The sequence below is a fragment of the Enterobacter sp. 168J2 genome (genome assembly GCF_034107265.1).
Lineage (GTDB): Bacteria > Pseudomonadota > Gammaproteobacteria > Enterobacterales > Enterobacteriaceae > Enterobacter > Enterobacter nematophilus.
In genome coordinates this window covers 311,248-325,213 of record NZ_JAWNEB010000005.1, presented here as the reverse complement: position 1 = coordinate 325,213, position 13,966 = coordinate 311,248, and the positions used below count along the sequence as shown (strand labels likewise).

The 13,966-nt window shown below is 56.6% G+C and carries 10 protein-coding genes; 2 read left to right on the top strand and 8 right to left on the bottom strand.

Annotated features, from left to right (window positions below; all coding sequences use genetic code 11):
* Window positions 1-44 precede the first annotated feature (44 nt).
* The 8 genes from USG84_RS15705 to USG84_RS15670 all read right to left on the bottom strand — a co-directional run bounded on the left by USG84_RS15705 (window position 45) and on the right by USG84_RS15670 (window position 10,867).
* Window positions 45-1,187 (bottom strand): Gfo/Idh/MocA family protein, encoded by a 1,143-nt coding sequence (locus USG84_RS15705; protein ID WP_151413914.1) that lies wholly within the window; start codon window positions 1,185-1,187, stop codon window positions 45-47.
* Complete coding sequence (locus tag USG84_RS15700; protein WP_151413915.1) at window positions 1,180-2,205, bottom strand: sugar phosphate isomerase/epimerase family protein; 1,026 nt, start codon at window positions 2,203-2,205, stop codon at window positions 1,180-1,182. The genes USG84_RS15705 and USG84_RS15700 overlap by 8 nt, the downstream gene beginning before the upstream one ends.
* 15 nt (window positions 2,206-2,220) lie before the next feature.
* The gene (locus tag USG84_RS15695; protein WP_253541101.1) at window positions 2,221-3,456 is read right to left on the bottom strand and encodes an MFS transporter; all 1,236 of its coding nucleotides are present in this window, start codon (window positions 3,454-3,456) and stop codon (window positions 2,221-2,223) included.
* Window positions 3,457-3,721: 265 nt separating this feature from the next.
* Window positions 3,722-5,107, bottom strand: coding sequence for a phenylalanine transporter (gene pheP, locus USG84_RS15690; protein ID WP_151413916.1), 1,386 nt, complete (start codon window positions 5,105-5,107; stop codon window positions 3,722-3,724).
* Window positions 5,108-5,209: 102 nt separating this feature from the next.
* Window positions 5,210-7,183, bottom strand: a complete 1,974-nt coding sequence (locus USG84_RS15685) for a PhoX family protein (RefSeq protein ID WP_253541099.1) — start codon at window positions 7,181-7,183, stop codon at window positions 5,210-5,212.
* A 127-nt stretch (window positions 7,184-7,310) separates the two neighbouring features.
* Window positions 7,311-9,494, bottom strand: a complete 2,184-nt coding sequence (locus tag USG84_RS15680; protein WP_151413917.1) for a TonB-dependent receptor — start codon at window positions 9,492-9,494, stop codon at window positions 7,311-7,313.
* Between the two features lie 130 nt (window positions 9,495-9,624).
* The gene (locus USG84_RS15675) at window positions 9,625-10,089 is read right to left on the bottom strand and encodes a hypothetical protein (protein ID WP_253541096.1); all 465 of its coding nucleotides are present in this window, start codon (window positions 10,087-10,089) and stop codon (window positions 9,625-9,627) included.
* Entirely contained in the window at window positions 10,076-10,867 is a 792-nt protein-coding gene (locus USG84_RS15670) for a winged helix-turn-helix domain-containing protein (protein ID WP_151413919.1), read from the bottom strand. Before USG84_RS15670 ends, USG84_RS15675 begins: the two co-directional genes overlap by 14 nt.
* 574 nt (window positions 10,868-11,441) lie before the next feature.
* On the opposite strand from USG84_RS15670, the gene USG84_RS15665 reads away from it, so the two are divergent.
* Window positions 11,442-11,882, top strand: a complete 441-nt coding sequence (locus USG84_RS15665) for a winged helix-turn-helix domain-containing protein (protein ID WP_151413949.1) — start codon at window positions 11,442-11,444, stop codon at window positions 11,880-11,882.
* A 132-nt stretch (window positions 11,883-12,014) separates the two neighbouring features.
* Complete coding sequence (locus tag USG84_RS15660; protein ID WP_316330390.1) at window positions 12,015-13,940, top strand: methyl-accepting chemotaxis protein; 1,926 nt, start codon at window positions 12,015-12,017, stop codon at window positions 13,938-13,940.
* Window positions 13,941-13,966 lie beyond the last annotated feature (26 nt).

The window sequence follows — 13,966 nt, the reverse complement described above, 5'->3', positions numbered from 1 at the left end:
TGCAGGCTACCATAAATTTATTGCCCGGCGAACCGGGCAACGCGTTATTGTTCCACGCGCACCCAGCGCTGCTGCTGATGGCTTTTCACAATTGCATCAATGATATACATCACGTTTGCGCCATCGTGAAACGTTGCAAACTGCGGCGACTCCGGCATCGCGCCCGCCTGCACGGCGCGGTAGAACTGCCACATCATATTTTTGAAGGCGTCCGGCCAGCCTTCAATATGCCCGCCGGGGAAGTGGGCGCTGTCGGCAACGTCAGGGTTCATCAGCCCCGGATCGTCGGTGAGCGTCTGGTTGGCCTGCGCGCGATGGCCTATCCACAGCTGCTGCGGCACCTCCTGATCCCACGCCAGCGAGCGCTCGCTGCCGTTGATCTCAAACGTCAGGCGGTTTTTACGCCCGGCGCTCACCTGCGAGACGCTAAAGCTGCCCTTGCTGCCGTCGTCAAAGCGGAACAGCACCGAGCCGAAGTCTTCAGTGGTGACCGGTTTGTCTTCATACTCCGCCCGCTCGTCGTGGGAGAAGGTTTGATTCCCGCCCCTGCTGGCCTTGCGCGTCGGCCAGACGATGGCGAGATCCGCCATCACCTCGGTAATGCGCCGCCCGGTGACGAACTGCACCGTGTCGCACCAGTGGGAGCCGATGTCCGCCACCGCGCGCGATGCGCCGCCGAGCGCGGCATCCACCCGCCAGTTGTAGTCGGTTTCCAGCAGCATCCAGTCCTGCAGATAGCTGCCGTGCGAGGCAAAAAGCCGCCCGACGCTGCCCGCACGCAGCATGCTCGCCGCCTGGCGCACCATCGCAAACTGCCGATAGACGAAGCTCACGCCGTGCACCGCGCCTGCCTGCTCCGCCAGCGCCACCAGCTCGCGCGCCTCGTTCGGGGTCATGCACAGCGGCTTTTCGGAAAAGACGTGCTTGCCCGCGCGCAGGATCCGGCGGTTAATCTCGGCGTGAAGGTGGTTCGGCGTGCAGTTGTGCACCACGTGCAGATCGGGGTGCGCCAGCAGATCCTCCACGCTGGCGTAGACGTGCGGCACGTTAAGCTGGCGCGCCTTTTCCTGCGCCTGAGTAAGCGTGCCGTCGCAGAGAGCCACAACCTGCACAAAACCGAGACGCCGCAGCGCCTCGATATGCGCCGGGCCGATAAACCCGCTCCCGATAATACCGACGTTAATCATGCTTGCCTCCAGCGGCGAAATCATCAAACGCGCGCCCGGAGACCGGAATGATGTGGCGGCGAATAAATTCGCTGCCTTCGCGCGCGCCGGTATCGCCGTCCTTCAGGCAGCACTCCCACTCCAGCACCGCCCAGCCGTCATAGTCGTACTGGGTCAGCTTGCTGAAAATGCCCTTAAAGTCGATCTGCCCGTCGCCGAGCGAACGGAAGCGTCCGGCGCGGTTGATCCACGGCTGGTAGCCGCCGTATACGCCGCTGCGCCCGCTGGGGCGGAACTCCGCATCCTTCACGTGGAACGCCTTGATGCGCGCGTGGTGGATGTCGATAAAGGTCAGGTAGTCCATCTGCTGCAGCAGCATATGGCTCGGGTCAAAGAGAATATTGCAGCGCGGATGGTTATCCACCAGCGCCAGAAAACGCTCGAAGGTCACGCCGTCGTGCAGATCTTCCCCCGGGTGCAGCTCAAAGCAGACGTCCACCCCCTGCTCGTCGAAGGTATCCAGTATTGGCCGCCAGCGGTTTGCCAGCGCCTCGAACGCTTCCTGAAAACGCTGTTCGTTATGCGGCGGCCACGGGTAGAAAAACGGCCAGGCCAGCGAGCCGGAGAAGGTGGCGTGCGCTTTCAGGCCTAATCTTGCCGAGGCGACCGCCGCCTGCTTCAGCTTATCCATGGCCCACGCCCGACGCGCCGCATCGTTACCGCGCACGGACGCGGGGGCAAAGTGGTCAAATGCCTCGCTGTAGGCGGGATTTACCGCCACGAGCTGCCCTTCCAGATGGGTCGACAGTTCGCTGACAACCAGCCCGTGCGCGGCCAGCCTGGCGGCGATGTCATCGCAGTAGGTCTGGCTCTCTGCGGCTTTCTCCACGTCAAAAATGTGCGGATGGTTGCTGGGGATCTGTACCGCCTTATAACCTTTACCTGCCGCCCATTCAGCCAGCCCGTCGAGCGAGTTAAACGGCGCTTCTGCACCAATAAACTGCGAGAGAAAAATGCCGGGTCCTTTTATCGTCCTCATACCACCTCCTGAACGTTACGCCTTGTCATCGTCATACTTAAACGTGAGAAGGAAAATCAGCGCGATCGCCGCGGCAGCCACCGCCGGGATCCACCAGAATGTTACCCACGCCTGCGGCACGGACTGCCCGGCCACCAGGCGGTTATAGAGTGCGCCAGAAATCTGCGAGCCGAGGAGCATGCCGATGCCGTAGGTGAACATCACGATCATGCTCTGCGCCTGGCCTTTCACCTTTTCGCCCGCCACGCGGTCGGTGTAGATAAAGCCGACGACAAAGAAGAAATCGTAGCAGACGCCGTGGAGCAGAATGCCGAGATACAGCAGGATGCGCCCCTCCTCACTCACGCCCAGCGCGAACATGGCGTAACGCACAAACCACGCCAGCATGCCGATCAGCAGCATGACCTTCACGCCCAGACGGCGAAACAGCAGCGGAATGACCAGCATGAAGAAGATCTCGGACATCTGCCCGAACGACATGGCGGTGCTGACGTCCGCAATCCCGGCATCCGCCAGGTACGAGGCGGTGTAGGCGTAGTAGGTGCCGAGCGGAACGGAGATCAGCATCGCGCAGACGGAGAAAACGAAGAAGTGGCGGGTTTTGAGCAGCGCAAAGGCATCCGCGCAAAAAAGATCGCGCACCTTCACCGGCAGGCCTTTCGCCGGAGCAGGCGTGTGCGGCAGCGTCAGGCTGTAGAGAGCCAGCAGCACGGAGCTGATTGCCGCCACCTGGAAGATGGTGACGCTGGACGCCACGCCGGTGACGCCGATGAAAATGCCCGCCACGATCCAGCCGATGGTGCCGAACACGCGCACCACCGGGAAGGTTTTGTCCACGTTCGCCAGGCTGTGAAACGCGATGTTGTTGGTCAGCGCCAGCGTCGGCATGTAGCAGAGCGTGTAGCCAAACAGCAGGCCAATCAGCAGCGCGCCGTTTTCAGCAATCAGCGCACCCGGCACGAACCAGAGAATTGCCGCCCCCGCCAGGTGCATCACCGCCATCACCTTCTGCGAGGCGAAGAAGCGGTCCACCAGCATCCCGAGCACGAACGGCGAGAGAATGGAGGCGATTGGCCCGGCGGAGAACGCATCGCCAATCAGCAGAGACATGTTGTGCTGGGTCATCACCAGACCGAGCGTAACCGACCAGCTACCCCAGATAAAAAACTGCAGAAACATCATCAGCGACAGACGCGGCACCAGCAGCCGGTGCTGCGCTATGGCCTTTTCACTACTTTCAGTTGACACCATGATAAGCCCCACCCGGAAAAAGTAATCGATTACAAAACAGTTCAGATAAAAAGTAATCGATTACAAAATAAAGATCCTGTGGATCGTAGAAGATTTGGGAGAGGGGTCACGATAAAGATGGAGCAGTCTTTTGTAGGCCCGGTAAGCGCAGCGCCACCGGGGGTGAAGGCGGGGTGATGGTGCGGCCTGGTGCCCTCACCCCAGCCCTCTCCCACAGGGAGAGGGTGCAAACACTAAAAACGGCAACCAGGTTGCCGTTTTGCTTTTACCTTCGAGAGAGCTTAAACGCAATAAACAGGAACACCACCCACACCGGCAGCAGCATTGCCGAAAGCCGCATCTCATCCATAGTGCACATCAGCACCAGAATCAGCCCCAGGAATGCAATACAAATGTAGTTCCCCGCCGGGTAGAGCAGCGCCTTAAACTGCGTCTCGCGCCCCTTGCGGCGCATCGCCGCGCGGAAACGCAGGTGCGCCAGGCAGATCATGATCCAGTTCAGCAGCAGCGTGGCAACCACCAGCGCCATCAGCAGGCCGAAGGCCTGTTTCGGCAAAAGGTAGATAATTAGCACTACCAGAGAGGTAATCGCGCCGGAAAGGAACAGCGAGTTAACCGGCACGCCGCGACGGCTGACGCGGGTGAGGAACTTCGGCGCGTTGCCCTGTACGGAGAGGCCAAACAGCATACGGCTATTAGAGTAAACGCCGCTGTTATAGACCGACAGCGAGGCCACGAGGATGACAAAGTTCAGCGCCGAAGCCACCACGTTGCTGTTGAGATCGTGGAAAATCATCACGAACGGGCTGCTGTCGGACTTCACTTCCACCCACGGGTAGAGCGCCAGCAGTACCACCAGCGAGCCGATATAGAACAGCAGAATACGGTATACCACCTGGTTGACCGCTTTCGGAATGCTTTTGTGCGGGTCGCGCGCTTCGGCAGCGGTGATGCCGATCAGCTCCAGCCCGCCGAAGGAGAACATGATCACCGCCAGGGAGAGGATCAGCCCTTTCCAGCCGGTTGCCAGAAAACCGCCGTGCTGCCACAGGTTGTCGATAGTGGCCCGCTCGCCGCCGTGGCCGGAGAACAGCAGCCACAGGCCAAAGCCGATCATGCCGATAATTGCCAGCACCTTGATCAGCGCAAACCAGAACTCGGTTTCGCCATACAGGCGCACGTTCACGAGGTTAACGGCGTTAATGATGATGAAGAAGGCCGCCGCCCAGATCCACGTAGGCACGTCCGGGAGCCAGTACTGCATGTAGATGCCTGCGGCGGTCAGCTCTGCCATTCCCACCAGCACAAACATTACCCAGTAGTTCCAGCCGGAAAGGAAGCCTGCGAACGGGCCCCAGTATTTATAGGCAAAGTGTGCGAAGGAGCCTGACACCGGCTCTTCAACGACCATCTCGCCGAGCTGGCGCATGATCAGGAAGGCGATAATCCCGGCGATAGCGTAACCCAGCAGAACCGCCGGGCCGGCCATCTGAATGGCGGGGCCGATACCGAGAAACAGCCCGGTACCTATCGCGCCGCCGAGGGCAATTAACTGAATATGTCGATTTTGCAAACCACGTTGCAGCGTCGGATTCTGATCCGACGAGGCTTCAGCGCTACCATGGCCTGAAGCGGATGACGCGTCTTTCACGCCCTACCCCTGTCTCTTTTTTAGAAGGGGCACGTTTTAACACTTCATGCTGGTGGTAGCAAGCTTAACGCCGGGCCAGCGCGTGCGCCCGGCGGATAAACGTCACGACCCGATAATTCCGCCGTCCGCTTTGACGATCACTACCGTTGACGAACGCGGGCGTCCGTTCGGGCTGGCGTCCGGCCAGTTGGAGACGGCGCGCGGATTGGCCGGATCGGTAATATCATCCCCGCCCTCCCCCGGATGCTGAATGTTGATAAACAGCGTCCGGTTGTCCGGCGTAAACGCAATGCCGGTGATTTCGCACCCGCGCGGCCCGGTCAGGAACCGGCGATACTCGTTGGTGCCCGGAATGGTGGCCACCATCTGGTTATTGCCCATCCCCTCGTAGGCTTTCTTATTGATGGTGCTGGAGGAGACGTCGGTCTGGATCCACAGGACGCCCTGATGATCGAACGACAGTCCGTCCGGGCTGCCGAATGCCGCGCCCTGCATGGAGCCTTTGGCCTTCGGATCGTCGCCGTCGGTGCGTCCGGCCATGACCAGAATATCCCACTTAAAGCGTGCGGCAACAGGGTCCGCTCCGTCTTCGTGCCAGTGCATAATATGACCAAACACGTTGTTGGCGCGCGGGTTGGCGGCATCCACCGGCGCCTTCCCCTCTTTTCCGCGATCGCTGTTGTTGGTGAGCGTACAGTAGACGCTGCCGCTGGCGTGCGGATCGACGGCTATCCACTCGGGACGATCCATTTTGGTTGCCCCCACCGCGTCGGCCGCCAGGCGGGTTTTAATCAGCAGATCGCCCTGGCTTTCAAATCCTTTGCTCTTATCCAGGCCATTTTGCCCGAAGACCAGCGGCAGCCAGTCGCCGCTCCCGTCCTCGTTGAACCTGGCGACGTACAGCGTACCGGAGGTCAGCAGCTGCATATTGGCTTCACGGTTCGCGGGAGCGTATTTTTTGTCCGAGACAAACTTATAGATGTACTCGAACTTCTGATCGTCACCCATGTAGACCACCACGCGGTTATCGGCGGCGAGCGTGACGGCAGCCCCCTCATGCTTGAAGCGGCCCAGGGCGGTGTGCTTGCGCGGGGTGGAGGTCGGGTTGTAGGGATCGATCTCCACGACCCAGCCGAAACGGTTGGGTTCGTTAGGTGTTTTATCGACGCTGAACCGCTCATCCACCTCGTTCCAGCGGTAGGATTCATCGCTGTCGCTGATGCCGTAGCGTTTTTCCAGCGGGTTGCGATCGGCTTTTTTGACAAAAATATCCGACCAGTTTTCCTCGCAGGTGAGATAGGTGCCCCACGGCGTATGCCCGTTGGCGCAGTTTTGCATGGTGCCCAGCACGCGTTCCCCCTGCGGGTCAGCGGCGGTTTTCATTAAGTCCTGATGCCGCGCCGGGCCGGTAAGCTGCATCGGCGTATTGACGGTGATGCGGCGGGCATAGGAGGACGGGCGTACCACCTGCCAGTCGCTGCCCGCTTTTTTCACTTCCACTACCGAGACGCCCATCGCGTTCTGCCCCTTGCGGGCCTTGTCGAGGCTCCAGTTCGCCGTACCGTCGGTAAACAGCATCCCGTTGTCGATGTATTCATGGTTCAGCGCCAGCAGGCCATGCTCCGGATTTTGCTCCCCCTGCGGCAGGCTGAACCACGCCATGCCGTCGTGGTGCATGCCCGCCTGCACGGCCTGTTCGTCCGTGGTGTTGCTGGCGTCCGGCTTAAAGGCCGGCATGTTGCCCTTGATCCCCGTCGGGTCACCCCAGCGATAGAACGGGCGGGCAATATAGCCTTCCGGCACCCTGACCGTATCCTCCGTAGAGACGTCGATGCTGGTAAAGCCCAGGGAAACCGCCTTTGCCAGCGCGGAAGGCTTCGATACCGCGGCAACGGCATTTTCGGGTTTGATCAAAAAGGGGAATGAAACGGCAGCCCCCGCCACGGCGCCCATCTGAAGAAAACGGCGGCGGGAGAGGAACACCTCTGCTACCTCGGAGAATACCGGGTTTGCGCTGCGGTTAGCGATGTCGTCGCGATGTTCTTTTTTAAATACGGATTTGAGGGGTCTGCCCATAGCGGCTTCCTGTCATTGGCCAAGAGGTAAGGAGTTGGCGACCAGTGTAAGAAGCTTTTATTACAATTTTATAACACAGTGACGGAAGGATGGGGGCATCCGTGCCCCGGATAACGAGGTGGAACGCTTAGAACTCGTAGCCAACCGAGACCTTAAAGGTACGCGGCTCGCCCTGAGTGATGTAGGTACCGGAATCGTCCACGCTGGCCCAGTAGTTTTCGTTGGTCACGTTGTCGATGCCCGCGCGCACGGTCATCTGGTTTGCGTTGTGGTTCACCGCGAAGCGATAGCGCATGCCCAGATCCAGCGTGGTGTAGCTGTCGAGCTTTTTGGTGTTCGCGAGGTCAGCATACTGCGTGCCGGAGTGGTTCACGCGCGCGGTCGCCGTCAGGCCGTCAACCGGCTTGATGTCGTACTCCGCGCCCAGCACGGCGTAGAAGTTCGGAATGCCGATCGCATCGTTGCCCTGGTTCACGCCGTTTTTGGTTTTCGTCAGCTCCGCCTGCAGCCAGGTGGCGCTGGCGTTCAGGCGCATCCCGAGCATCGGCTCGCCGAAGACGTTCAGCTCCACGCCCCGGTTACGCTGTTCCGCGTCCAGGCCGTAGTGATTGTTAGCATCGAGGATCGCCGAGGGCATTTTGATCTCAAACAGCGCCAGCGAGCCGCCCACGCGCCCGAAGTCCGCCTTCACGCCCACTTCGTTCTGCTTAGAGTGAACGATGCCGGTGCTCTGGCCGTAGTTGGTGGCGGTGTTAGGTGCGGTTTTGCCCGGCTGCAGCGCTTCGGTGTGGTTAGCGTAGAGGGAAATTTCCTCCCACGGTTTGTAGACCACGCCGTAGGTTGGCATCCAGCGGCTGCCGTCGAAACCGTCCGCGTCGTTCTCTGCGCCGGTAATTTTGTTATACCCGCGAACGACCACTTTCTGATGGCGCGCGCCTGCGGTGAACAGCAGCGTGTCGTCCAGCACGCCCAGCGTGTCGCTCAGCAGCCAGCCCTGAGTGCGGGTGCGCCCGCTGGTCAGCGGATCGCTGTATTTACCGCCGGAGCCGTTGAAGTTGGTGCTGTCCGGCATATCAACGCCGGTGTTGTGGTAGATGTTGGTGGTCGGGTTATCCTTCGTCGCCGACATTTTCCACGCGATTTTTTCGTTTTTGGTCATTGCGGAATACCCGACGTTCACCTTGTGCGAGACGAAGCCGGTGTTGAAGTTGCCGCGAATGCCCGCCATGCCGCTGACGGAATCGCTGATGCGGTTGGTATCCAGACGGCTGACCGTCGCCTTGCCGCTCTTGTCGACCAGCTTCGGCGCGCTGTAGATCCCTTCTTCATGCGCGTGCTGCGCGCCCAGGCCGGTATAGGCCGTCCAGCTATCGGTGATGTCGTACTCGCTGCGCCACATCCCGAACTCGTTTTCGATATCGCTGTAGGCCCACTTCTGCGAGAAGTTACGATCGTTTTTCGGCGGTTCAGGCACGAAATCCACCGCCGAGATGTTGACGCTGGTCGGGCTGCCGTGGAAGGTTTTTTTCTGGTAGCCCAGGTCCAGCGAGGTGCGGAAGCGGTCGCCTTTGTAGTCCAGGCCGGTGGAGAGCAGCGTGGTGCGGCGGCGATCGTTCGGTACGCCGGTTTCCCCTTCACGATGCACGAGGTTCACGCGCGCGCCGAACTGGTCGCTATCGCCAAAGCGACGGCCCGCATCCAGCGTGGTGCCAATCTGGGAATCCGAGGTGTAGTCCACGCCCACTTTCGCCTGCGGGGTGTCGCCCGCGTGTTTTGGCTCAAGGTTGATCATCCCGCCCACGCCGGAGCTTGCCGCGCCGTTCATCAGCGAGTTAGCCCCTTTGAAGATCTCAATGCGGTCGACCATCTGGGCATCCACCACCTGACGCGGCAGCACGCCGGACAGGCCGCCAAAGGTCATGTCGTCGCCGTCAAACTTCAGGCCGCGAATGCGGAAGGTTTCCGCGCTGTTGCCGTACCCCTGAACGAACTGCACGCCCGCGTCGTTGGCGACCACATCAGCAATGGTTTTCGCCTGCTGATCTTCCACCAGCTTTGAGGTGTAGCTGATGATGTTGAACGGCACGTCCATGGCGTTCTGCTGGCCGAGCATCCCCATGCGTCCGCCGTTCGCCACCTGCCCGTCAAGGAAGGCCGGCACCAGCTGGTCGCCGCCGGGTTTGAAGTCACCGACAGGTGCAGACTGCACAACGATGGTGTCTTCTTTTTTATTCTCCGCCGCCCAGGCGGAATGTGTAACCGCGCCAATGGCGAGCGCCAGCAGCGTTTTGTGCATTTTGGTGTTGTTCATCGTTAACTCGTTTGAAAGTGCGCGCAAAAATGACCCGTTGACGGGCCTTAGAATGTATTGGTTGCAATGCAAATGAGAACTATACGCATTATCCATACTTTGGCAAGCGCAAATGTCCGCAGGATCCTGCTCATCCTTTAGCACAATAAAAAGCGGGGGTATTTCCGAAGATGAAGAGGTAGGCAGAAGCGTTCACCGGAACGATCTGTATACTAATGCCATGGTCGCGTTGACGGAAAAAATCGGGAATAGCATGACGAAAAGGTTCGTCTTTTTTGGGGCGTTCATTCGTATCGCTGGAGATCATAATGACTCGCCCCTCTTCTCGCCAGTAACGGAAGGCAATTTTATTGCTGATGGCAACCGGCTCCTGACCCGCCTGGCTGTATTCTCCGGTGGAGTCGTAACTGCCAGTACCGTTATTAAACGTAAACGTCATGAGGGTATCTACTCGCGAATTTTCGTCAACAATAATGAGATGACTCTCACAGGTAAAATGATTCCGCTGATAATGCGTATACCAGGCATAAAAAAGTGGCGCGATAATCATCAAAAGGATGAACAGCCAGTGAACATTCTGGCTAGTCATTTTCATGATATTGCTCCCTGTACATAATGGAATCACATTGTGCACCAGCAACCTCAGGCAATTTATCGCACACAATCACCGATGTCCCATTTTGATAACGATTGAGCGTGATATAGGCCACCTCACCGGCGTTGCACTGGATGGGGTAACGTTTAGTCAGTGCAATATAAATACGCTGACTTTTTATTTTGTCATGCCACGAGGAATAAACGTCGCACCCTGCTATATTGCCGATCGGTTGATAGGTTTCAAACCCGGCGCGTTGTTCATGCAGCTGTTGAAAGAGAACCAGACACGAAAGAATAAATAACAATGCAGCGATGCCATACGCTATTTTCCCTGAGAGAAAGCGGAAACGGTTCTCCGCTGCGCACGGTGTCGGGACAGAAGCTTCAGTATGCAGGCCGGCAGGCGAAGCCGCATCCGTCGTGATAAAGGCGTCGAGCGTACCCGTCTGAATTTGAGCGACCGACTTAAACCCCGCCTTGGGTACGGTTTGCACAACATTATCTGCCAGCCCCGCCATCTTAAGGGCTTTACGAATTGAGGCGATAGTCTGGTAGAGGGCGTTAGTCGTGACAACTGCCCCCTGTTTTTCCCATACCGCTGAGAAAAGATAACGCTGCGTAAGCACCTCGCCGTTGTGTTCAAGCAGCTGTAGCAGGCACTCGCTAACCGGGGCATGCAGGAACACAGCGCGCTCAGGGTAGCCTGAAAGTGAGCACAGTCGACGCAGCTCAGGCTCAAAAAGCACGGTGCCGTTTATCAGAAAGACGGGCTTCATGACGCACCGGCCGTTAACGTGCAGGGATTTAGTACATTCATCATTATTATACTTTCGCGTCCGTATCCGTTTTCTGATTCAGAAATTAGTGATTTATTATCAATAAACTACGCGTTTACACGCCCAGTTTTTGGTCTCCTTCCGCCCCGCTTGAGGATCAACTTAATCAGTATAAATCATTTATCTTCACTCCTCTTTGCCGCAGAGGAACCGTAACCTATGCGGTATCGAAAATGCGCTGTCAGGCTTCTCATTACCCGGCGGTGCCAACAGAAAGAAATGCTGAATCTTTTTCAAAATTTGCATTTTTATGTTGAGTGGTCGGTTGTATATCAATTTTCAGGATAAACGTAATAAAAATAAAAAACATCTGACGTTTTATTCCAAAAATACAACTTATATCGACAAAAACTCCATGCCCGGATGAGGTACAACCGGTTTCTCATAGCGCACAGGGATGTGTATTGGAAAGCATTTATTGCAGCCATATAATCCACCCTATAAACGGTATGGATTATCTCAGCGCTTATATGTAGTGATGCAAGTTCGTCTTCATTTAATATGGGTATTAGATATGGGTTATCGTCTATATGGGTTTATGATCGGAGATGACATTCATTTTGACATTTCTAACCGCAGGCTCTACCGCCTTACTGGCATCCAGAGTGATAAAAGCATTGCATTTGCCTCCATTTATTTTAATGAAACAATGCTCAGGCTTTTCCTGTATTTGTTGATGAATGGCAGAACCCAGCCCATTCCCAAAGAAGAGCTCTTTGAAGAAATTTGGGAGGCGCATAATCTGAGCCCGTCCACACAACGGCTGTGGCAGGTTCTGCGCAATCTCAATAACAAACTGAGTATGCTAGGGTTACCAGAAAATTTTATTCGCAATATTAAAGGGTGTGGTTACATCATTAATTATTCGGATGTGATCCCCGTTTATTACAGAACGAGCGAACTCCCGGCTCATTCTGTTAAAAAAGAGGAGAAGACAGATAGCCTGAGTGAGTGATGTCAACTCAGGTTCTTGCCCTGAGCACTCGCGTGCGAGGGGCTTTTTTTTGTCATCTCTCTTCTGCATCACTTTTTTCGTTAATGATTTATTAGCACTGTTGTTTGGTTTATACCAACACTGGAATTATATATGAGCATAATCAACCATTTTGCCAATTTAAAAGTTCGTAAGAAGTTATTCTTTGGTTTTTCTCTCGTCCTGCTCGTGACGATTGTTATTCTGGTTTCAGGTTTGCTGGGTCTCAGCAATATTCAGGATAAAGTCGAAAAGAACGGCCATACCACCGACCTGTTTAACGCCCTGACCCAGGTTCGCTTAGGGCGGACAAATTTTCAGTACACGCTCGACCAGAAGTACCTTGATCAGACCAATGCCGCCACCCAGCGCATGCAGAGCATTGTCGCCAGTATGGAAAAATTGTCCTGGTCCCCGGAAGGAAAAAAAGCGCTGGACGATACGGCAAATGCGGTGAACAGCTACGTCGCCACCCTGCTGCCTTTCACAAAATCCCTTTCTGAGAAGAAAATCAGCGAACAGAAACTGAGCACTCAGGGGCTGTGCGATAACTCCGGCCTGGCTTCCACGCTCAGCCGCAACGGCAGGCTGGACGCTTCGCACGCCCTTGTGGCCGCGCAGATAGCGTTTGTCATGAGCGACATTGATTCTCAGGTTACCCTCTATAAACAGCATCCTACGGATGCGTTAATGAAAGGGATCCGCGCGCGTCTGGACATCGCAAAATCTGACACAGAACAACTGTTATCGGTTGCTACCGAGGAACAAAAGGTCTGGCTGCAGTCAGGCCTGGAAGATATGCAAAACGTCGCGGCTGAGTTAATAAATTATCAAAGCGTCTGGAATCAACAGTCGACGCTCTCCGATACCTTAACCGGTAAAGCGATAACGCTGACGCAGGCCATCCAGACGTTATTTAGCCTGCAGCAGAAAAAAGTGTCTGATACGGTTGATAGCGTTCAGATACAGATGGGCATTGTTGCTGCCATCGGTCTTGTGCTCGGCGTCCTGTTAGCAATGGGCATCACCCTGTCCATAACCCGTCCGCTTGATGAGACCCTGCGTGTCGCTGAGCAAATCGCCCAGGGCGACCTCACCAGCACCCTGACCAGTACACGTCGCGATGAGCCAGGTCTGCTCATGCAGGCCGTTGCGACCATGAATGCAAACCTGAAAAACATCATTCATGACGTGCGCAATGGGGTGGATAGCGTCGCCCGTTCGTCTTCAGAAATTGCCGCAGGCAATATGGATCTGTCGTCGCGCACCGAACAGCAGTCAGCCGCCGTCGTCGAAACCGCCGCCAGCATGGAAGAGTTGACTTCTACCGTCGCGCTCAACGCCGAGAATGCTAATCATGCGCGCCAGCTGGCTGATGAAGCCGCGCAAAATGCGACGGAAGGGAGTCAGATCTCATTGAAGGTGATCGATACGATGAAAAACGTGCGCAGCAGTTCGCACCGCATTTCAGAGATCACCACCGTGATTAACAGTATCGCCTTCCAGACCAATATTCTGGCGCTTAATGCCGCCGTTGAGGCCGCCAGAGCGGGCGACCAGGGTAAAGGCTTCGCCGTGGTTGCCGCCGAAGTGAGGACCCTTGCCCAGCGCAGCGCGCAGTCAGCAAAAGAGATTGAAAACCTGATTAACGAATCGGTCGTGCAGGTGGATGCGGGCTTTAGTCTGGTTGAAAGCGCCGGCGATGCGATGACGAAAATAGAGACATCAGTGGCGCAGGTGCGTGACATCATGAACGAAATTGCCGCCGCCACCGATGAGCAAAGCCGCGGAATTTCGCAGATTGCTCAGGCGATGGCAGAAATGGACACCACCACTCAGCAAAATGCCGCCCTGGTGGAGGAGTCTTCCGCTGCGGCAAGTTCGCTGGAGGAACAGGCTGTGCAACTTGAAAAAGTGGTGTCGATTTTCCGTGTATCAAACGGGCACAAAACCCGCCAAAGAGAAAACCAGCTCACCGCCAGCGTGACCCCTCTTAAACGATCTTCTTCCCATGTTCAGGACGACTGGGTCAAATTCTGATAACCACCGCGCGGCTGTCCGGAGAG